The organism is Sphingomonas lacusdianchii, assembly GCF_022664395.1.
GTDB lineage: Bacteria > Pseudomonadota > Alphaproteobacteria > Sphingomonadales > Sphingomonadaceae > Sphingomonas > Sphingomonas lacusdianchii.
Genome location: NZ_JAKRET010000013.1, coordinates 13,210 through 33,426, shown reverse-complemented (window position 1 = coordinate 33,426; position 20,217 = coordinate 13,210). Strand labels below are relative to the sequence as shown.

15 protein-coding genes and 2 pseudogenes are annotated in these 20,217 nt (G+C 65.2%); 4 read left to right on the top strand and 13 right to left on the bottom strand.

Features of this window, described 5'->3' with window-relative positions; genetic code table 11:
* Nucleotides 1–6 precede the first annotated feature (6 nt).
* The 12 genes and pseudogenes from MF607_RS16495 to MF607_RS16450 all read right to left on the bottom strand — a co-directional run bounded on the left by MF607_RS16495 (nucleotide 7) and on the right by MF607_RS16450 (nucleotide 11,062).
* A complete protein-coding gene (locus MF607_RS16495; protein ID WP_242120814.1) occupies nucleotides 7–372 on the bottom strand; it encodes a CsbD family protein in 366 nt (121 codons plus the stop codon).
* Nucleotides 373–409: 37 nt separating this feature from the next.
* Entirely contained in the window at nucleotides 410–730 is a 321-nt protein-coding gene (locus MF607_RS16490; RefSeq protein WP_242120813.1) for a hypothetical protein, read from the bottom strand.
* A 304-nt stretch (nucleotides 731–1,034) separates the two neighbouring features.
* Entirely contained in the window at nucleotides 1,035–1,376 is a 342-nt protein-coding gene (locus tag MF607_RS16485) for a MarR family transcriptional regulator (protein ID WP_242120812.1), read from the bottom strand.
* On the bottom strand, nucleotides 1,328–1,795 hold the full coding sequence (locus tag MF607_RS16480; protein WP_242120811.1) for a hypothetical protein: 468 nt from the start codon (nucleotides 1,793–1,795) through the stop codon (nucleotides 1,328–1,330). The genes MF607_RS16485 and MF607_RS16480 overlap by 49 nt, the downstream gene beginning before the upstream one ends.
* A 16-nt stretch (nucleotides 1,796–1,811) precedes the next feature.
* On the bottom strand, nucleotides 1,812–2,159 hold the full coding sequence (locus MF607_RS16475; RefSeq protein ID WP_242120806.1) for a hypothetical protein: 348 nt from the start codon (nucleotides 2,157–2,159) through the stop codon (nucleotides 1,812–1,814).
* Nucleotides 2,160–2,178: 19 nt separating this feature from the next.
* A complete protein-coding gene (locus MF607_RS16470) occupies nucleotides 2,179–2,679 on the bottom strand; it encodes a helix-turn-helix domain-containing protein (RefSeq protein WP_242120804.1) in 501 nt (166 codons plus the stop codon).
* Nucleotides 2,680–2,791: 112 nt separating this feature from the next.
* Complete coding sequence (locus MF607_RS16465) at nucleotides 2,792–3,055, bottom strand: I78 family peptidase inhibitor (RefSeq protein ID WP_242120802.1); 264 nt, start codon at nucleotides 3,053–3,055, stop codon at nucleotides 2,792–2,794.
* A 58-nt stretch (nucleotides 3,056–3,113) separates the two neighbouring features.
* A complete protein-coding gene (locus tag MF607_RS23145) occupies nucleotides 3,114–3,320 on the bottom strand; it encodes a hypothetical protein (protein WP_488803480.1) in 207 nt (68 codons plus the stop codon).
* Nucleotides 3,321–3,404: 84 nt separating this feature from the next.
* A pseudogene (locus tag MF607_RS23140) lies at nucleotides 3,405–3,452 on the bottom strand (hypothetical protein); the annotation flags it as partial.
* 28 nt (nucleotides 3,453–3,480) lie between these two features.
* Nucleotides 3,481–5,427, bottom strand: a pseudogene (locus tag MF607_RS16460) (S8 family serine peptidase); the annotation flags it as partial.
* A gap of 383 nt (nucleotides 5,428–5,810) precedes the next feature.
* Nucleotides 5,811–8,315: a S8 family serine peptidase gene (locus MF607_RS16455; protein ID WP_242120798.1), complete on the bottom strand. Its 2,505-nt coding sequence runs from the start codon at nucleotides 8,313–8,315 to the stop codon at nucleotides 5,811–5,813.
* Nucleotides 8,316–8,479: 164 nt separating this feature from the next.
* Entirely contained in the window at nucleotides 8,480–11,062 is a 2,583-nt protein-coding gene (locus tag MF607_RS16450; RefSeq protein WP_242120795.1) for a S8 family serine peptidase, read from the bottom strand.
* 768 nt (nucleotides 11,063–11,830) lie between these two features.
* Here MF607_RS16450 and MF607_RS16445 point away from each other — a divergent pair.
* On the top strand, nucleotides 11,831–14,197 hold the full coding sequence (locus tag MF607_RS16445; protein WP_242120793.1) for a TonB-dependent receptor: 2,367 nt from the start codon (nucleotides 11,831–11,833) through the stop codon (nucleotides 14,195–14,197).
* A 16-nt stretch (nucleotides 14,198–14,213) separates the two neighbouring features.
* Nucleotides 14,214–14,897, top strand: coding sequence for a Fe2+-dependent dioxygenase (locus MF607_RS16440; RefSeq protein ID WP_242120790.1), 684 nt, complete (start codon nucleotides 14,214–14,216; stop codon nucleotides 14,895–14,897).
* Nucleotides 14,898–14,900: 3 nt separating this feature from the next.
* Here MF607_RS16440 and MF607_RS16435 read toward each other — a convergent pair whose 3' ends face one another.
* Nucleotides 14,901–15,650 carry a 3-keto-disaccharide hydrolase gene (locus MF607_RS16435; protein WP_242120788.1) on the bottom strand — a complete coding sequence of 250 codons (750 nt, stop codon included), beginning with the start codon at nucleotides 15,648–15,650 and terminating at the stop codon, nucleotides 14,901–14,903.
* A 177-nt stretch (nucleotides 15,651–15,827) separates the two neighbouring features.
* Between MF607_RS16435 and MF607_RS16430 the strand changes: the two genes are divergently transcribed.
* Together MF607_RS16430 and MF607_RS16425 are read left to right on the top strand one after the other, a co-directional pair.
* On the top strand, nucleotides 15,828–17,987 hold the full coding sequence (locus MF607_RS16430) for a M3 family metallopeptidase (RefSeq protein WP_242120786.1): 2,160 nt from the start codon (nucleotides 15,828–15,830) through the stop codon (nucleotides 17,985–17,987).
* A 104-nt stretch (nucleotides 17,988–18,091) separates the two neighbouring features.
* Nucleotides 18,092–20,209 (top strand): S9 family peptidase, encoded by a 2,118-nt coding sequence (locus tag MF607_RS16425; protein WP_242120784.1) that lies wholly within the window; start codon nucleotides 18,092–18,094, stop codon nucleotides 20,207–20,209.
* The last annotated feature ends 8 nt before the right edge of the window (nucleotides 20,210–20,217 follow it).

Sequence of the window (20,217 nt, the reverse complement as noted above, 5' to 3'; positions counted from 1 at the left end):
ATGCGCTCAGTCGTGCCGCCCGTGGATCAGCCAGCCGAGACCATAGCCGAGCGCGATCGCGCCGAGTGCCCAGACCAGCGGCTGTTCCTTCGCGGCACGCGCGGTCGTCTTGCCACCACGCTGTGCGGCGTCGGCGACCTGCCTGCCGGTCGTCTCCAGCCGGTCACGCGCGTCCTTGATGAGGCCCGGCGCGCTGTCGATCGCGTCGTTCAGGATGGATTTGGCGCGGCCATAGCCATGCTGCGCGCCGCCTGCGACCTGATCGACCACGCCATCGGCCTGCCAGTCGCGGCGGTCGGCGACATCGCCCACGGCCTTTTCGACCTTGCCGGTCGCATAGCGGATACCGCCTTCGAATTCGTCGCTGTTCATCGAATTGCTCCTCTGGTTGCGAATGGGACCCGGGGCGTCACGGCAGCACGTTGCAGCCCGCCGCCGCCTTGCCGACCGCTAGCGGGATTGCCGGGTCCTTCAATTCGCCCGCGACCCGGATCAGGTCGCCGACGGTCAGGACGCCGGGATTGGGATCGTTCGTGCCATATGCCGCGGCGGCGCGGCCGAGTTGCTGCAACTGCCCGAGCGACAGATCGCCCTGCAGGCGGGTGCCGACGCAATCGGCCCGCTGCGCGTCGAGACCATAGCGCTGCAACCCCGTAGAGATACGGGTGGCGGGTGCAGCACAGGCCGATAGCGTGGCCGCACCGAGCAAGATCAGCGCCAGTGATTTCATGGTCGGTTCCTCCGACCGGGGCGCAGGGACGCGTCCGGTTCGGGCGCATCAACCGCCCGAAAGGAGGTGCGTTCCTGGTATTTCTGCCAGAAGGCGTAGTGGCAAAGTACCAATAGGTTCGGAATTTTTCACGACGAACCGTGGTAGTTTCGATGCGACGCGAATTGAGAACGGTTATTTACACAACACTATCAACAATTTGCTTTGCGAGGCGTCGGGACGTGGCCGATGTGCCGGAAATTCGCCGATGGCGGCGACGACCGTTGCGGAACCGGTTCGATGGTACGGTACCGCACGCGCGTCGTCACCACAGATCGGCGATCAGCTTGTCCAGCCGCGCCTTGCACTCGCGGGTCAGCGCGATCCAGCTGCGACGGGCGTCCGTCGGATCGGGCTGGCGCACGACCAGTCCGGCCTCCTCCATCAACGCCACCCAGCGCAGCCAGGTGGTCGATGGCACGCGGATCATCGGTGCCACTGCCGATACCGACATCGGCCGTCCCTCCTCCTCGGCGATGTAAAGCTGGAACAGCGCGTCATAGACGGGGTCGGTGACCTTGACCGGATAGAGGCCGGCAATCCGGTCCTTCATCGCGATCAGCCGGCGGGCGCGGGCGGCGTTTTCCGGCGTCGCGTCGTCGACCACGCCGGATCGTGCCCCGCGCGACGCAGCCGATGGCGATGGCGCAGCGTCCCCGCCAGGATCAGCATCAGCGTCGGATAGGCGCTCATCGCGTGCAGGATCAGATAGACTTCCCGGTACGAGCGCGGAGCGTACCAGATCGCCAGTTGCAGCATTACGCCGACGATCAATATTGCGCTTAGCCATAACGGCCAGAACCTTTCCGCCAGCATCGCCAGCGTACAAATCACAAGGGTCAGGACCAGGTCGACCGCGAAGATGCCGGTCTCGCGGCTGGTGAACACATGGTTGGACGCGACCGCGATCGTGGCGGCGACCGCGAACAGGATCGCGAGCATCGCGATCCGTTCGGGTGCGCCGCCACGCCACAGCGTCCAGACCGAAACGGTCAGCAGCAGTGCCAGATAGAGCCAGGCGTTCACGCGGTCGCCCGATCGGTCAGGCCGCCAGCGGCAGCGGCGATCGCGTCGCCTCGCTCGCGCCGGTCGTCGGAAAGACGTCGCCATGCGCGGTCGCCGCGAACAGCGCGTGCTCGACGCCGATCTCGTGCATCCGCTTGTGACAGCGGCCGAGATGCGCGCGGGCCTCCACCGCCAGCATCATCGCCTTGGCGGCGTCGGTCAGCGGTGCCTGGATCGTGCCGAACTGGAGCTGCAATTGCCCCCGATCGGCGACCAGCGCCTGGATCATCGCCGCCGCCGACACGATCGCATCGTCGTTCGACCGTTCGGCGGTCAGCAGCCCGTGGGTAATGTCGGTGACCACCGGATGCAGTGGTGTATGCATGAAATGCCCCCTTCGTCGCTCAAGGACGCAGGCTCGCAAAGATCGATACGAGGCCCACGGCGGCAACGACCGACATGGCGAGCGCGGCGCACAGTGCCACGACCAGCCCGACGATCATCAACGTGCGACCCCCCACCCCGAAACGACGCGGTTCGGTCGTCCGTTCGAGATAGAGCAGCCGGGACAACCATCCCCCCGATCGACTCTCGACCTGCGGGGCGAATGGTGGCGTGGCCGGCGCGGTCGGCTCAACCCGTTCGAACATACCCCTATCTTCGGTCGGGGTGTCGGAACCCGTTGTTTCGGTGGGGGAAACCGGCGAGGCGCCCAGCATTCGCGCGGCTTCCTTGCGATTGCGCGCGCCCAGTTTCTGACGGGCATCGGCCAGATATCCATTCACCGTCGCGACGCTGATTCCCAGCTCGGCGGCGATCTGTCCGGTGTCGTAATGCCGCGCCACCAGTTCGAGGCAACGGCGTTCGCGCGGCGTCAGGCGGGCAAGGGCTTCCGATTCGGTCACATTCGGACCTTTACCGCCACCGCCGACCTTTCCAACGCCCCGCATATAGATTGCCGGGAAAAAGCATGCGCCCGGTGCGCGTCGTGCCGAGGGCCGGGACCGGTCCGATTGGTCAACCGCAGCGTGCGGCGATCACCCTGCCGTCATCGTCGACGACGATCGTCAGCCTTTGCGGGCGCAGATCCATCGTCATCGCCTGCCCGCGCCGTACGATGCGGACCTGCCCGGGATGCGCCTGCGCCTGCGCCAGCAGCGCGTCGGGCACCGGCTGGCCGCGTTCGACCCGCTCCGCCCCGCAACCGCCAAGGTCGAAGGGCGCGGCGCTGCCGGCCAGTCCCGCCGTGATCGGGTTCGGTTTCGGGTCGAAATCGGTCATGCTTCGCGCTCCATCGGGAAAAGGGGGGGCGACCGGTCGGTCCGGTCGCGCCCGTGCATCAGCCCTCGCCGGCGATATCCGGCACGTTAAGGACATAGACGTAATAACCGTTTTCCATGCCGGCGAACTTCAGCCCGCTATCGGGATCGACGCCGTCGAGCAGCAGCTTGTCGCCGCGGCTGGACTTGTCGAGGTTGAGGATGCCGTCGCGGCCGAAGGTGATGATGCCGTCGCGGTTGCTGTCGCGCAGTGCGGCGGTCAGCATCAGCTTGTCGCCTGCGGAGAAGTCGGTGATGCGGTCGAAGCCCGACGTCCCCTTGTTGTCGAAGAAGAACACGTCGTTGCCCGCGCCGCCGGTCAGGACGTCGTTGCCCTTGCCCGCCGTCGATCCAGTCATTGCCGGCGCCGCCGTCGATGGTGTCGTTGCCGGCAAGGCCGTACAGCTTGTCGTCGCCGCGCATGCCGTACAGCTTGTTGGCGCCGGCATTGCCGGTGACCTTGTCATTGCCGTCGCCGGTCACCGCATTCTCGATCACCGTGCCGCGCTGGATCGAGAAGGCGCGGGTGCCGCCGAAGCTCGCCCCGCCGGTGGTGCCGAGGTCGAGCACGACGTCCGCCGACACGGCGGCGGCGTTGATCCAGTCGTTGCCGCCATTCTTGTCGCTCAGCACCGCGCGGTCGGCCTCGCCGGCGATCGCCGCCATGGTGAAGAATTCGTTGGTATAGCTGTAGACGTCATCGTTGGTGGGCGGCGCGCCGTAGAGGTCCATCTTCAGGCTTTCGATCGTCACGTCGGTAGTGATGATTACCGGCCGTCCGTCGCGATCGCCGTTCTGCGCATAGGTGGCGACCTCGATCGTCCACGTGCCCTTGCTTTCTACCCCCTGGAAATTGGCAAGGCCGAAGGTGAATTCCTGCGAACCATCGACCCAGCCGCGATTGCCCGGCTGCGCGGTGAACATCTCGGTCCCGTCGGGCGCGATCAGCTTGAACTGCGTCATCGACATGTCGGACAGATAGTTGTCGAGGATGTTGCCGTCGGCATCCTGCACCTTGACCCGGCAGGTGAAGCGCAGCGTCAGGTCGATATTCTCGACGTCCATTGCGTCGGTCACTTCGAAGCTGAAGCGGACCGGGTCGTCGACGAAATCGGTAACCGCCCTGCGGTCGCCGGCCACGTACGAGGGGTCGCCGACCACGGATGCGGGATCGCCAAGCGCAGTGATGCCGACCTTCGTCTCGACCGCGGCGTGCATTTCGTTCGCCGATGTCTTGGCCGGGCCGAACAGCGACCAGACCTCGGCCATCCGCACCGCGGCATAGGCATCGACCGCGCCATAGCCATAGTCGTTGCTGTAGTGCAGACCGCCGCCATTCACGTTCGCGGCCTGTCCGCCGATCGTGAAATAGCGTTCGTTCAGCGAGACGTTGTACATCCGACCGTTATACTCGCCGATGTACGAAACCGGCCCGGTTTCGAAGGCGATCGGCATCTTGGCCGATTGTGCGAAGATCGTGCGCACGTCGCGCCAGCCGAGCTGGTCGTTGGCGTCGAGCATCAGCGCCGCGACGCCCGCGACGATCGGGCCGGAGCCGGACGTGCCACCGAACGCGTTGGTATAGTCGGACTTGGCGAGGTTGGGCTCGTCGTCGGCCAGATTGTCCCACCAGTTATAGCCCTCGCCGCCGACCATGTCGGTGGTGACCAGTCCGGTGCCGCCGAGGAACAGCCGGTCGCTGGACGGTGCCGAGATCAACAGGACCGGCCCGTAATTGCACCAGCTGGAGGAGACGCCGTCGGCCTGACGATAGGCGGCGGCGTTGATCAGATAGCGCGACGTGTTGCTCGAATCATGCTGGGCGTCCCACGAGAAATTGCCCGCCGGCTTGACCGTGATCGTGCCCAGACCGTCGCGGCCGTGATCGGCGAGATAGGCATAGCCTTCGTTATAACCCGACGCCCAGCCGCCCTGCGAGCGCGAATTGAAGGTGGCGATCGCATAATGGTCGGGACGGATATAGCTGCAATTGATGACGTCATACTGGCTGGCAGCGGCCTTCAGCACCGCGACGAAATTCCAACCGTCGACATTGGTCGGCCCCGACCAGTCATAGACGTTCACCGGTGTGAAGCTGGCACCATAGGCGACGCCAACCCCGCCAAGACCATTGCGGGCCGCAACGACCAGACCGGTCGCCGCCGTGCCGTGGTCGCCCCAGTAATTGGCGCCCGAATGGACTTGGCCGTCGAGCACGAGGCTGTTGTCGGCATCGTAATTGGCCGCGAGGTCCCAGTGGTCGACCTGTACGCCATTGTCGAGCGGGGCGTAGCGAACGCCCTTGCCGGTGAAATCTTCCCAGATCTTCACCATGTCGCCCAGATACCCCAGCTGCCACTGCATCCCCAGTTCGGGATCGTCCTTGCCGGTGTCGTAGATCGGCATCGCCAGCGTCACCGTCTTGCCGGTGCGGAGGTCGTACGACACCTGTTCGGGCGGGGTGAAGGCCGCGCCCTGCGAGGTGCTAAATGCCCGCGGCGCCTGCGCACCGTCGAAGGTCGGTACGCTGGCCAGCGCTTCGCTGGCGAAGATGTGCGTGTTCGAAATGGTCTGCGTCATGATTCAAACTCCCCCCAGAGATCGTCGTGCGCGAATGGTCGGAGCGGGACTCGGCCCCCGTCCGGTAGTGGCGAGCGGTCCGGTGATGCGCTCCGATGCAAAACGGGCCCGGATCGCTCCGGGCCCGTCGGTCGGGTTCAGCTAAGGCCGTCGACGTGGCCGGTATTCAGGACATAGACGTAATAACCGTTTTCCATGCCGGCGAACTTCAGCCCGCTATCGGGATCGACGCCGTCGAGCAGCAGCTTGTCGCCGCGGGTCGACTTGTCGAGGTTGAGGATGCCGTCGCGGCCGAAGGTGATGATGCCGTCGCGGTTGCTGTCGCGCAGCGCGGCGGTCAGCATCAGCTTGTCGCCTGCGGAGAAGTCGGTGATGCGGTCGAAGCCCGACGTCCCCTTGTTGTCGAAGAAGAACACGTCATTGCCCGCACCGCCGGTCAGGATGTCGTTGCCCTTGCCGCCGTCGATCCAGTCATTGCCGGCGCCGCCGTCGATGGTGTCGTTGCCGGCCAGCCCGTACAGCTTGTCGTCGCCGCGCATGCCGTACAGCTTGTTGGCGCCGGCATTGCCGGTAACCTGATCGTTGCCGTCGCCGGTCACCGCATTCTCGATCACCGTGCCGCGCTGGATCGAGAAGGCGCGGGTGCCGCCGAAGCTCGCCCCGCCGGTGGTGCCGAGGTCGAGCACGACGTCCGTCGACACGGCCGCGGCGTTGATCCAGTCGTTGCCGCCATTCTTGTCGCTCAGCACCGCGCGATCGGATTCCCCCGCGATCGCCAGCATCGTGAAGAATTCGTTGGTATAGCTGTACACGTCGTCATTGGTCGGTGCCGCGCCGTACAGGTCCATCTTCAGGCTGTTGATGGTCAGGTCGCTGGTGACGACCGCCGACTGGTCGCCCTGATCGATCGTTCGGGCATAGGTCGCGAATTCCAGCGTCCACGTGCCCTTGCTTTCGGTGCCCTGGAAACCGGCGAGGCCGAAGGTGAATTCCTGCGCCCCGTCCACGCCGCGCATGGTGCCGGGCTGGGCGATGAAGGCTTCGGTGCCATCGGGCGCGATCACCCGGATCTGGACGTTGGTCAGGTCGGAGTCATAGCTCGAACCGCCATTGCCATCGTCGATGGTCACCCGGTTGAGGAAGTTGAGCGTCAGGTCGAGATGTTCCAGATCGACCGTGTCGCCGACCTCGAAGGTGTAGCGCACCGGCGTCGTCAGGAACCCGCTCTGCGCCTGGCGGCTGACCGCGATCGCCGATGCGTCGCCTTCCGCGACCAGGCCGACATTCGCCGCGACCGTGGCGTGGACCTCGTTCGCCGACGTCTTCGCCGCACCGAACAGCGACCAGACCTCCGCCATGCGCACCGCGGCATAGCCATCCACCGCACCATAGCCATAGTCGTTGCTGTAGTGCAGCGCCCCGCCATTGACGTTCGCCGCCTCGCCCGACAGCCTGAACTGGCTTTCGTTCATCATCACCGTGCGGTCGGCGCCCTGGATGAAGCCGGTATAGGATACCGGCCCGGTGTCGAACGCGATCGGCATCTTGGCCGATTGCGCAAGAATCGTACGCACGTCGCGCCAGCCGAGCTGGTCGTTGGCGTCGAGCATCAGCGATACGACACCGGTCACGATCGGCCCGGACGCGGACGTGCCGCCAAAGCCGTTGGTGTAATCCGACTTGCTATAGTCGATCTCGCCGCTGTTCAGATTGGCATACCAGTTGATCCCGTCGTCGCCGAGCAGATCGGTGGTAACGAGATAGGTGCCCTGCATCGACAACCGGTCGCTGGACGGGGCCGATAGCAGCAGCGCGGCGCCGCTGTTGCTATAGCTCGCCGCGACGCCATCGACCTGGCGATAGGCGCCGACGTTGATCGTGTGGCGGGTGGTGTCGCCGCCTTCGCTCTCCACATCGGCCGCGCTGTTGCCCGCCGATTTGACCGAAATGGTGCCGAGGCCGTCGCGGCCCTGTTCGGCGAGCGCAGCCCAGCCCTTGGCGTACATCGATGCCATGCTGTCCGGGTTCGAACGCGAGTTTCCCGTGTCGAGCGAACTGCCGCCGCCACCCCAGCTGTTGTTGACGACGTCATATTGATGCGCCGCCGCCTGCTGCGCTTTCCAGAAGTCGCGGCCGTCGACATAGGATGGCTCCCAGTCGGTGTAGATCGACACGCCGCTCAGCTTCGCGTCATAGGCGATGCCGACGCCCCCCCGGTCGTTGCGTGCCGCGGCGATCAGGCCGGCGACGGCAGTGCCGTGATAGGGGCCGTCCCAGCTGCCGTTGACGACGAAGCCGTCGACGTTGAGATGGTTGGCGGCATCGTAATTCGGGGCGAGGTCCCAGTGCCAGCCCTGTACGCCGTCGTCGAACACGCCGACCTTCACGCCCTTGCCGGTAAAGTCCTGCCAGATCTTGGTGATGTCGCCGAGATAGCCGAGATGCCACTGGTCGGCGGTTTCGGCGACGCTGGCGGTCGAATAGACCGGCATGGCGAGTTTCACCTGGGCGCCCGTCCGCGTGTCGTACGACATGTCGCGCGGTGTGCTGGCCGGCGCTGCGGTGTCCGGGCCACTGGCGAGCGGCAGGGTGTCGTTGGCGTCGAGTTCGATCGTGCGGGCGGTCGGCAAATGTCGTGACATGGCGGAAATTTCCCCGAAATTTTTGGGCGCGCGTCAGCGATCGGGGCCGGCCCACCCTGTCCGGTCACGACATGTGCCGGCGACGACGGGGAAGGGATCGGCCACCGTGCGACGTCGATCGTAGAAAAAAGGGCGCGCCGGATATTCCGGCGCGCCCGTCTGCATCAGCCGTGCAGCGCGGCGGTCGGTTCGTTCAGGACATAGACGTAATAGCCGTTTTCCATGCCCGCGAACTTCAGGCCGGCTGCCGGATCGACACCTTCCAGCGTCACCCGGTCGCCCTTGCTCGACGAATCGAGGTTCAGGACGCCGTTCGACCCGAAGGTGATGATGCCGTCGCGGTTGCCGTCGCGCAGCGCGGCGGTCAGCATCAGCTTGTCGCCGCTGCCGAAGTCGGTGATGCGGTCGACGCCCGACGTCCCCTTGTTGTCGAAGAAGAACACGTCGTTGCCCGCGCCGCCGGTGAGGACGTCGTTGCCCTTGCCGCCGTCGATCCAGTCGTTGCCGGCGCCACCGTCGATGGTGTCGTTGCCGGCAAGGCCGTACAGCTTGTCGTCGCCGCGCATGCCGTACAGCTTGTTGGCGACGCTGTTGCCGGTGATCGTGTCGTTGCCGTCGCCGGTCACCGCATTTTCGATGACGCTGCCGACCGCGATCGAGAACGCCTTCTGTCCGCCGAAGGTCGCGCCACCGGTACCGGCGGCCAGGTCGAGGACGATGTTCTTCGACACGGCGGCCGCGTTGATCCAGTCGTTGCCGCCATTGGTGTCGGCCAGCACCGCACGGTCCGATTCCCCGGCGATGGCCAGCATCTTGAAGAATTCGTTGGTGTAGGTGTGGACGTCGTCGTTGGTCGGCTTCGATCCGAACAGGTCCATCTTCAGCCCGTTGACGGTCAGCTTGTTGATCGCTTCCCAGGTCTCGGCGTCGGCGGCGTCACTCATCTTGCCGGTATGGCCATAGGTCGAGAACTGGAGCGTCCACGTACCCTTGCTGTTCACGCCGTGGAAACCGGCAAGGCCGAAGGTGAATTCGTCATCGGCCGGGGCCTCGCTGTACCAACGGTCCGATGCCCAGAAGGCTTCGGTGCCGTCCGGTGCGATCAGCTTGATCTGCACATTGCTGAGCGCATTGTTCCAGCTATTGGTATTGCCGGCAGCAATGGTGGTGGTGAGTTCGGTGAACAGCAGCGACAGGTCGACATGTTCGACGTCGATCGAGTCCTTGACCTCGAACTGGAAGCTGACCGGGGTATTGGCGAAGCTGTTGAAGATCTGCAAATGGCCGGGGTTAACGTTGCCGGTGCTGTCGGCGGTCACGCCGACCTTGGTCTCGACGGTGACATGGGCTTCGTTGGCCGACGTCTTGGCCGGACCGAACAGCGACCAGACTTCGGCCATGCGCGCCGCGCCATAGGCATCGACCGCGCCATAACCGTAATCGTTGCTGTAATGCATCGTGCCGCCATTCCAGTTGGCGTCGGCACCGCCCAGCTTGAACTGGCTTTCGTTCATCGACAGCGTCACCTGACGATCGTCATTGGCGACGGTGAACGCGACCGGACCGGTTTCGAACGCGATCGGCATCTTGGCCGAAGCGGCGAGGATGTCGCGCACGTCGCGCCAGCCGAGATTTTCATTGGCGTCGAGCATCAGCGCGACGACCCCCGAGACGACCGGCGTCGCGCCCGACGTGCCGCCGAAATCGTCGGTATAGTCGGTTGCGCCCTCCGGATTCACGGCCTGATTATAACCGCGCTCGCCCAGCAGGTCGGTGGTGACCTGCCCCGTGCCGCCCAGCATCAGGAAGTCGTTCGAAGGGGCGGAGATCAGCAGATACGGGCCATGGTTGCTGTACTGGGACGCCACGCCGTCGGGACCGCGATAGGCGGCGACCGCGACTGTGTGGCGGGTAGTGTTCAACCCATCGCCGGCATTGTCCGAGCTTTCATTGCCCGCTGCCTTCACGAAGATCGACCCCAGCCCGTTACGCCCTTCCTTGGCGAGGTTTTCTAGGACCTCCATCGACCCTTTGAAGCCGACGTCACTGGCACGCGAGAAGCCCGAAGTCGCCTGCATGAAGTAGGCCGGGTAACCCCAGCTATTGCTGAGAATGTCGAAATGACCGCCCTTCGAAATTGCCCAGTCGGTGTTGGCAGCCTGCGATTTGAAATCGAAGATGTTCACGCCGGTCATCTTGACGTCATAGGCGATGCCCATGCCGCCCTTGCCATTGCGTTCGGCGCCGATGATGCCGGCGACCGAGGTGCCGTGCGCATGGTCCGTGCGATCTTCCGGCATGGTAAACACCGGCTCTCCGCTCAGGACCTTGCCGTTGTCGTCGACCAGTTGCTTCGACGTGTCGATGTTCTTGCCAAGGTCCCAGTGCGCGCTCTGAATGCCCTGGTCATAAACGCCGACGCTGACGCCCTTGCCGGTATAGTCCCTCCACACCTTGGCGATGTCGCCCAGATAGCGCAGATGCCATTGGCCATAGGCCTCCCTGTCGCCGTTGCCGGGCGAATACAGGTCCATGTCCAATTTGATCGACTTGCCGGTGGTCAGGTCGAACGTCACACCGAGGGGAGCGCTAGCGACGTTCGCCCTCATCTCCGCGTCGGTCATCCCGGCGACGTCCATGGGTTCGGCGAAGGTCGAGACATAGGCGGTCTGCGCGGTGAGCGCGCCGGCTGCCTTCGCCTGTGCCAAGGACATGGTCGGTGCGGACGAGATCGTCGGTATTTTCAATGTGGCCCCCTGAAGTCGGCGTTTGAACCATTCTGCGCCTGCGCTGTCGGCAGGACGCATTCCCCCAACCGATGCGGCACCCGCATCGGAAGATCCGTTAGAAATTCGTCAGTTCCCGCTGCCCATGCACCCGATGCCCGAAATACGGCGCATCGACGCCGATCCTGATCCCTTCGCTATCGAGCGAAGAATCGGCCGGGTTCGACATCACTGCAACGCAGGTATTTAATTGTTGTTGTAGAAGGGTTTATTTCAATCCTTTCCACTGGTTTCGAAAGGATTAAGTCATTGATGAAACCTTGTGTCAACTGATACTAGTGACAGATTCCGGGACAATGTGGACGGATGTGCCATGAATCACACGGTGACGTCGCAAAATCGCAAGGATTTTCAAAGGCACGTCAATATTTAGTACGAGTTGTAATTTATGAAACCTCCCATCTACTGTTGTTTTGTTGCGGTTATGCTTCGAACGCCAGTCTTGGCGCCGTTCATTTGAAATATTTAGGTTTTTCAACGACTATGCGTTGGCCGACCATGTTGATCCCGAAACGACAGGCTCAGCTTGGGTGGTGTGCGTCGTGGCCGACCCCTTCGGCACCGCGCATGATCTGTCGGGGTTGACGCGGGTCGGGCGCATTGCGGAGCGCAAAATGGCGGGGGGCGCTGCCGGACGTCGCCGGGCTTCATGCTAATAGGAACACGTCGCAACAAGATTGACTCTGCGAGTAAGTCGCAATAGCTGGCCTTCCGCAAAGGGGGACCAGAATGAACGACACGATGCGTTTTCTCGCGATGGGCTGTATCGGCTTCATCGCCACGGCACCGGCCGCAGCCACGGCAGCGCCGGACACGAAACAGGACCGGATCGACGACCGCGACGTCATCGTGGTCAACGGACAGAAGGTGGCCGAGGCCAGGCTCGAAAGCCCGAAGGCGACCGCGCCGCTGGCCGACGTGCCGCAGACGATCACCGTCCTCAACGACCAGACGATCCGCAAGCAGAATCTGCAGACCCTGCGCGACGCGTTGCAGACCATTCCCGGCATCACCTTCGCCGCGGGCGAGGGCGGCGGCGGTTACGGCGACTCGATCAACCTGCGCGGCTATTCGGCGGCGAACGACATCACCGTCGACGGCGTGCGCGATTCGGCGCAATATAACCGCACCGATCCGTTCAACCTGCAGCAGATCGAGGTCTATAACGGCGCCAACACCGTCTTCAACGGATCGGGATCGGTCGGCGGCACCATCAACCTCGTGTCGAAGGTGCCGGGTGCGCAGGACCTGTCGATCGCGCAACTGTCGATCGGCACGGACGATTATCGCCGCGCGTCGATCGACGCCAACCGGCGCGTTTCCGATCTGGTCGCGGTACGGCTGACCGGCGCCTATCACCATAATCGCGTGCCCGGGCGCGACGTCGAGACGTTCGAACGCTGGGGCATCGCGCCTTCGGTGACGATCGGCATCGGCGGCCCGACCAGCCTGACGCTCGCCTATGTCCATCAACAGGACCGCAACGTCCCGCTATACGGCGTGCCCTATTATCAAAGCCCGATCGGCGGCGGCGTGCTGCCCGGCGTCGACCGGTCCGATTATTACGGCATCGCCAATCTCGACCGGCAGGACCAGACCGTCGATCGCCTTACCGCCACCTTCCGCCATGCCGTCGACGATCATCTGTCGGTGCGCAACCTGACCCGGTGGCAGCGCGTCGCGCAGGACAGCATCACCAGTGCGCCGCAGGGGACCTATTGCCTCGCCACGACCGGGTTGCAGCCGGTCGGCGCCAATGCCGCGGCAACGGTCGGGCTTGCCTGCCCGGCCGGCCTAGCGCGCGGCAACTGGCGGCCATCGGGGCCGCGCGGCCTGTCGCGCGATCAGGTGAACGACCTGCTCCACAACCAGGTCGATCTGCGCCACGAAGCGGGCAGCAAGGGCGCGCTGCATAATATTGCCAATATCGGCATGTCGGGCACGGTCGAGAACTACCACATCACCAGCGGCAGCCTGTTGCGCACCCCCGCCGGGGTCGCGGTGACGCAGCCCGACCTGCCGATCGCGCATCCCGACACGCGCTGGACCGGGCCGGTCAACCTGACCGTCACCGCGCAGGCGCGTTCGGAAACGCACAATGTCGCGGTCTACGCCTTCGACACGCTGGAGATCGGCCGCTGGTTCGAACTCAACGGCGGGGTGCGCTGGGAGGTGCAGGACGCCCGCTTCCGCAACCTGCCGCTGGCGGTGGTGCCGCCGGGCACGACCGCCCTGACCGCCCTGCAACAACGGGTGCAGCACTCGAACGAACGGCTGTTCTCCTATCGCGGCGGCATGGTGTTCCATCCGGTCGACGCGGTCAGCATCTATGCCGGCTATGGCAAGGCGAAGACCCCCTCGTCGCAGACGGTGCGGCTGGGCTGCGGCGTGCCAAGCGTCGCGGGTGGCGCCGACCCCTGCGCCGTCGCCCCCGAAACCGCGCAGAATATCGAGGCGGGGGTGAAGGCCGCGCTGTTCGGCCGCCGGCTGGAGGCGACCGCCGCGATCTTCCGCAACGAACGCACCAACTACCGCGTGCCGTCGAACGACCCGGCGCTGCCTGCGGGCTTGCAGGTGCTCGACGGCCGGTCGCGGGTCGACGGCATCGCGCTCGGCCTGTCGGGATCGATCGTGCCTGCCTGGACGATCTTCGCCAACTATACCTATCTCGACGGGCGGGTGCGGCAGTCGATCTCGAACCGCGACCGGGCGGCGGGCATCCGCGATCCGCAGGCGGATGCGTGGCTGGTGCAGACGCCCGAACATTCGGGGTCGCTGTTCACCACCTACAAGCTGCCCTTCGGCCTGGAGGTCGGCTATGGCCTTACCTATCAGGGCAGCATCGCGCTCAACGTGCCGACCGCGCTGCAACCGGTGCAGTTCCGCGCGGACGATTATCTGATCCACCGCGCCTATCTGGCCTATACCATCGCCGAACGGGCAACGGTGCAATTGAACGTGCAGAACTTCACCGACGAACGCTATCTGACCGGCGTGCGCAGCAACGTGAACGCCACGACCGGGGCGGTTTCCGGTGGCTGGGCGATGCCGGGCGACCGGCGGCAGGCGGTGCTCAGCCTGTTCTATAACTTCTGACCTGGGGGCGGCGGCGATGCTGATTGCGATACCGGAGGTTCTCGACGCCGCCGCCCTCGACCGGGTGCGCGCGCTGACGGCAGGCGGCGACTGGACCGACGGCAACGCGACGTCGGGGCCGCAGGCGGCGCTCGCCAAGCGCAACCGGCAATTGCCCGAGGATGGCGATGCGGCGCGCGCGGCGGGGGCGATCGTGCTCGACGCGCTCGGCCGGGCGCCGCTGTTCATCGCCGCCGCGCTGCCGTTGAAGGTCTTTCCGCCGCTGTTCAATCGCTATGCCGGCGGGGAGGCGTTCGGGCTGCACGTCGACAATGCCATCCGCATGAAGCGCGGCACCGATTTCCGCATCCGCTCCGACCTGTCGGCGACCTTGTTCCTCGAAGACCCGGCCAGCTACGATGGTGGCGAACTGGTGATCGAGGACCGTTTCGGGCCGCAGACGGTCAAGCTGCCCGCCGGGCATATGATCCTCTATCCCGCGTCCAGCCTGCACCGGGTGACGCCGGTCACGCGCGGGGTGCGTACCGCCGCCTTCTTCTGGTTGCAGTCGATGGTCCGCGACGATGGCGCGCGGCGGATGCTGTTCGACCTCGACCAGTCGGTGCAGACGCTGGCTGCCGAGCGCGGGCAGGGGGATGCCGTCGTCGTGCAGCTGACCGGGCTGTATCACAATCTGTTGCGGCGCTGGGCCGACGCCTGACCGTTACCGGCGCGCGTCGATGGCCGATGCGGCGATCGGGCGCAGCTTGATGTTGCGGAACGCCACCGGCTCGCCATGGTCCTGCAGGCCGATGACCCCGCTTGGGAAGGTGCCGAATACCGGCATCGTCGCGAACTTCGATCCCGCCACCCGCTTGCGCCACGCCGCGTCGCCATAGGAGACGTCGGCGGTCGGCGTCCCGTTCAGCCACTGGCGGATGCGCCCGCGCTCGACCAGCAGCCGGGCATGGTTCCAGCTGCCCGCCGGCCGCGCCGCCCCGGCCGGCGGCACGGTCATGTCGTACAGCGCCCCGGCGCGATGCGTCGGGATCCTGCCGTCCGAATGGCCGGCATTGTCGAGCACCTGCATCTCCAGCCCGCTCTGGTACAGCAGCGGCGCGCCGGCCACGTTGCGGGCAAGGTAGAGCACGCCGCTATTGCCGCCGCGCGCCACTTTCCAGTCGAGCGTCAGCTCGAACGCGCCATAGCGATCGGCGGTGACCAGATCGTCGCCGCGCATCTCGCCATCGCGCTTGTCGAGCATCAACGCGCCATCGCGCACCACCCAGGAAACGGCCGGCGCCGTACCATCGAACGCGCGCCATCCCGACAGGTCGCGCCCGTTGAACAACAGCCGCCACCCCTGCGCCCGTTCCTGCGCGCTCAGGACGTTGCTCTGTTCCTGTGCAGGTCCGGCCATGACCGGGGAGACCATCATCGCCAGCGCCAAACCGATGCCGAATGCCGTGCGCATGGTGCTCTCCTACCTATCGACCGGCGTTTTCGCCACGTTGCCGATGGCTTAGCGGTTGTGAACCCGATGACAAGCACGCACCGCCACGCGATGCGGCCGGCTTCGCATGTCGGCGGGCATTGCGGGACGGCGCCGGCGGTGCGACACCGTCGCCATCCCTGTACCGACGGAGCCGTCATGCGCCTGTTTCCCGTTACCGCCGCCGCCACGATCCTGATGCTGTCGACCACCGCCATCGCCGCGCCGCTGCCCGCGACCAACCCCTTCGCGCGCACGAGCACGCTGCCGTTCCAGGCGCCGCCGTTCGACCGGATCAAGAGCGGCGATTACGGCCCGGCAATCCGTGCGGGCATGGCCGAACAACGCGCGGAGATCGCCGCGATCACCCGCGCCCGCAGCGCGCCGACCTTCGACAACACGATCGCGGCGATGGAACGGTCGGGCCGGCTGCTCGAACGTGCCAGCCTCGCCTTTTACGGAGTGGTCGGTGCCAATACCGACGACACGCTGCAACGAACGCAGGCCGAACTCGCCCCCGAATTCGCCGCGCATCAGGACGCGATCAACCTCGACCCCGCCCTGTTCGCGCGGGTGCGGACGCTGTACGATCGGCGCCAGTCGCTGGGCTTGAACGCCGAACAATTGCAGGTGCTGACGCTCACCTATCAAGGCATGGTCCGCGCCGGCGCGCTGCTGTCGCCTGCCGACAAGAAGACGCTGAGCGGCTATAACGCGCAACTCTCGACGCTGGAGACCGCGTTCCAGCAGAAGCTGCTCGCCGCGGCGAAGGCCGGCGCGCTGGTGGTCGACGACCGCGCGAAGCTCGACGGACTGTCGGAGGGTGAGATCGCCGCGGCGGCCGATGCGGCGAAGGCGCGCGGGCTGGCCGGCAAATATGTGCTGACGTTGCAGAATACGACGCAGCAACCCGAACTGGCGACGCTGAAGAACCGGGCGACGCGCGAGGCGCTGTTCAACGCCAGCTGGACCCGCGCGGCGAAGGGCGATGCCAACGACACCCGCGCGACGATCGTGCAGATCGCGGCGCTGCGTGCGCAAAAGGCGAAGCTGCTCGGTTTCAAGACCTGGGCCGATTACGTGCTGCAGGACCAGATGGCGCAGAACCCCCAGACCGCTTTGGGCTTCATGCAGCGCCTTGGCACGCCGGTCGCCGCCGAACAGCGGCGCGAGGCGGCCGAGTTGCAGGCACAGATCGCCGCGACCGGCGGCGATTTCCAGCTCAAGCCATGGGACTGGGACTATTATTCCGAACAGGTCCGCAAGGCGCGCTACGACCTCAACCAGGACGAACTGAAGCCCTATTTCGAAATCGACAAGGTGCTGACCGACGGCGTGTTCTATGCCGCCAACCAGCTTTACGGCGTGACGTTCAAGCTGCGGACCGACATTCCGGTCTATCATCCCGATATCAGCGTCTATGAGGTGCTGGAGGCGAACGGCACGCCCGTCGGGCTGATGTATTTCGACCTGTGGAAACGCGACAACAAGAATGGCGGCGCGTGGATGTCGAACTTCGTCAACCAGTCGAAGCTGCTCGGCACGAAGCCGGTCATCTACAACGTCGCCAACTTCACCAAACCCGCCGCCGGACAGCCCGCGCTGATCAGCTTCGACGACGTGACGACCATGTTCCACGAATTCGGCCATGCGCTGCACGGCCTGTTCGCCAACCAGACCTATCCGAGCATTTCGGGCACCAACACCGCGCGCGACTTCGTCGAGTTTCCGTCGCAGTTCAACGAACATTGGGCGCTCGATCCCAAGATCCTGCCGCATTACGCGGTGCATTACCGCACCGGACAGGTCATTCCGCAGACCCTGATCGACAAGATCAAGCGCGCCGGCACGTTCAATTCGGGCTATTCGTTCGGCGAGGCGCTGGCCGCTGCCGAAATGGACATGAGCTGGCATTCGCTGACCGCCGCGGACGGGGTGCAGAATGCCGATGCGTTCGAGGCGAAGGCGCTGGCCGCGACCGGGCTGGACATTGCCGACGTGCCCCCGCGCTATCGCTCGACCTATTTCCTGCACATTTGGGGCAATGGCTATGCGGCGGGCTATTACGCCTATAGCTGGACCAAGATGCTCAGCGCGAACGCGTTCGACTGGTTCGGACGGCATGGCGGCCTGACCCGCGCCAATGGCCAGCGCTTCCGCGACCTGATCCTGTCCAAGGGCCATACCGAGGATTACGCGACCATGTTCCGCAACTTCAACGGCGCCGATCCGCAGGTCGGCCCGCTGCTGCGCGACCTCGGCCTCAACGCCGACGGATCGCGCATCGCGACCGACGGGGCGGCAACGGTCGCGAAATAGCCGATGCCCGCCCGATCCGGTGCCCGGCCACCGGATCGGGCGCCCTTGCGTTGCTCGCCCGGCCCGGTCATCCTCTCGCGCGACGATGCTTCGGGGGCAGGGCCATGAGAATGCGGTGGGTGACGGCGACGATGCTGGTGTCGCTGGCGGTTCCGGTGTTCGCGCAAGGGGCGGGGCCGCGCGGGCCGGTCGCCGCGAAGAAACCGTATCAGGTGACCTCGCCGAACGGTACGCGGGAGGATGAATATTACTGGCTGCGCGACGACAGCCGCAAGCGGCCGGACATGCTGGCCTATCTGGCGGCCGAGAACGCCTATGCCGACGCGCAACTGGCCGCGCTCAAGCCGCTCCAGACGAAACTCTACGAAGAGGCCGTCGCGCATATCAAACAGGACGACAGCAGCGTCCCGTTCCTGAAGAACGGCTATTGGTATGCGTCGCGTTTCGCGACCGGTGCCGACTATCCGGTGATCGAACGGCGCCGGGGCAGCGCGACCGCCGCCCCGGCGGTGCTGTTCGATCAGCCCGCCATGGCGAAGGGGCATAATTTCTTCGCGCTGTCGAACTGGTCGGTCAGTCCCGACAACCGGATGGTCGCCTGGGCCGAAGATACGGTCGGGCGGCGGCAATATGTGCTGAAGGTAAAGGATATCGCGACCGGCCGGGTCCTTGCCGATACCGTTTCGAACATCGAACCCAATATCGTCTGGGCCGGCGACAACCGCACGATCCTGTATATCGCGAAGGACCCGGTGACGCTTCGCGGCTACCGGGTGATGGCGCATGCCCTCGGCACCCCGGTCAGCGCCGACCGCATGCTGTACGAGGAGAAGGACGACACCTTCCAGATGACGATCGGCCGGACCACCGACGATCGCTATGTCTGCATCGCCGTCCAGAGCACGGTCAGCGACGAACAGCGTTGCGCGCCCGCGACCCGGCCGGACGCATTCACCGTGATCGCGCCCCGCCGGCGCGAGTTCCGCTACGCTGCGGACCATCTGGGCGAGCGCTGGATCATCCGGACCAACCGCGATGCGCTGAACTACAAGCTGGTGACGCTTGCCGACCGGGATGCGGCAAGCGGCGTCGCTGCGTGGCGCGATCTGGTGCCGGCCAGCGACACGGTGTTCATCGAGGATTTCAAGCCGTTCTCCGGCTTCGTCGCGATCGACCAGCGCGCGGGCGGCAACCGCATGATCCGCCTGCTGACCGATAGCGGCCGCTCGGTGCCCGTACAGGCGGGCGAACCCGCCTATCGCATGGGCCTGTCGACGAACGAGGAGCCGGATACGCCCTGGGTCCGCTACACCTACAGTTCGCTGGTGACGCCGACGACGACCTTCGAGATCAACGCGCGGACCGGCGAGCGCCGGACGCTGAAGGTGACGCCGGTACCGGGCTATGATCCGTCGAACTACGTCACCGAACGGCTATGGGCGCCGGCCCGCGACGGGACGCGCATTCCCGTCTCGCTCGTCTATCGCAAGGGCCTGAAGCGCGACGGCACCGCGCCGCTGTTCCAATATGCCTATGGCAGCTACGGCTATTCGACCGATCCGTCGGTCGATCCGGGCCAGATCGGGCTGCTCGATCGCGGCGTGATCTATGCCATCGCCCATATCCGCGGCGGTCAGGAAATGGGTCGCCGCTGGTATGACGACGGCCATCTGCTCAAGAAGAAGAACAGCTTCACCGATTTCATCGATGTCACCCGCTATCTGGTCGCGCAGAAATATGCCGCCCCGGGGCGCGTCGCCGCGATGGGGGGCAGCGCCGGCGGCCTGCTGATGGGCGCGGTCGCCAACATGGCGCCGCAGGATTACAAGGTGATGGTCGCGCAGGTCCCCTTTGTCGACGTCGTCACGACGATGCTCGACGCGTCGATCCCGCTGACGACCTTCGAATATGACGAATGGGGCAACCCGGCAGACAAGCCCTATTACGACTATATGCTGAGCTACTCGCCCTACGACAATGTCGCGGCACAGGCGTATCCGGCGCTCTATGTCGGCACCGGGCTGTGGGACAGCCAGGTGCAATATTACGAACCCGCCAAATGGGTGGCGAGGCTGCGCGAGCGCAAGACCGACGCCAACCCGCTGCTGTTCCGCATCGACATGGAAGCGGGGCATGGCGGCAAGTCCGGCCGGTTCGAACGCCTTCGCCAGAAGGCCGAATGGCAAGCGTTCATGCTGTCGCAGCTGGGCGTCGCCGGATAGGCATCGGC

Coding starts and splice junctions, on each gene's coding strand:
- MF607_RS16495 (WP_242120814.1), bottom strand. CDS start 372: ATGAACAGCGACGAATTCGAAGGCGGTATCCGCTATGCGACCGGCAAG.
- MF607_RS16490 (WP_242120813.1), bottom strand. CDS start 730: ATGAAATCACTGGCGCTGATCTTGCTCGGTGCGGCCACGCTATCGGCC.
- MF607_RS16475 (WP_242120806.1), bottom strand. CDS start 2,159: ATGCATACACCACTGCATCCGGTGGTCACCGACATTACCCACGGGCTG.
- MF607_RS16465 (WP_242120802.1), bottom strand. CDS start 3,055: ATGACCGATTTCGACCCGAAACCGAACCCGATCACGGCGGGACTGGCC.
- MF607_RS23145 (WP_488803480.1), bottom strand. CDS start 3,320: ATGCTGACCGCCGCACTGCGCGACAGCAACCGCGACGGCATCATCACC.
- MF607_RS16455 (WP_242120798.1), bottom strand. CDS start 8,315: ATGTCACGACATTTGCCGACCGCCCGCACGATCGAACTCGACGCCAAC.
- MF607_RS16445 (WP_242120793.1), top strand. CDS start 11,831: ATGAACGACACGATGCGTTTTCTCGCGATGGGCTGTATCGGCTTCATC.
- MF607_RS16440 (WP_242120790.1), top strand. CDS start 14,214: ATGCTGATTGCGATACCGGAGGTTCTCGACGCCGCCGCCCTCGACCGG.
- MF607_RS16435 (WP_242120788.1), bottom strand. CDS start 15,650: ATGCGCACGGCATTCGGCATCGGTTTGGCGCTGGCGATGATGGTCTCC.
- MF607_RS16430 (WP_242120786.1), top strand. CDS start 15,828: ATGCGCCTGTTTCCCGTTACCGCCGCCGCCACGATCCTGATGCTGTCG.
- MF607_RS16425 (WP_242120784.1), top strand. CDS start 18,092: ATGAGAATGCGGTGGGTGACGGCGACGATGCTGGTGTCGCTGGCGGTT.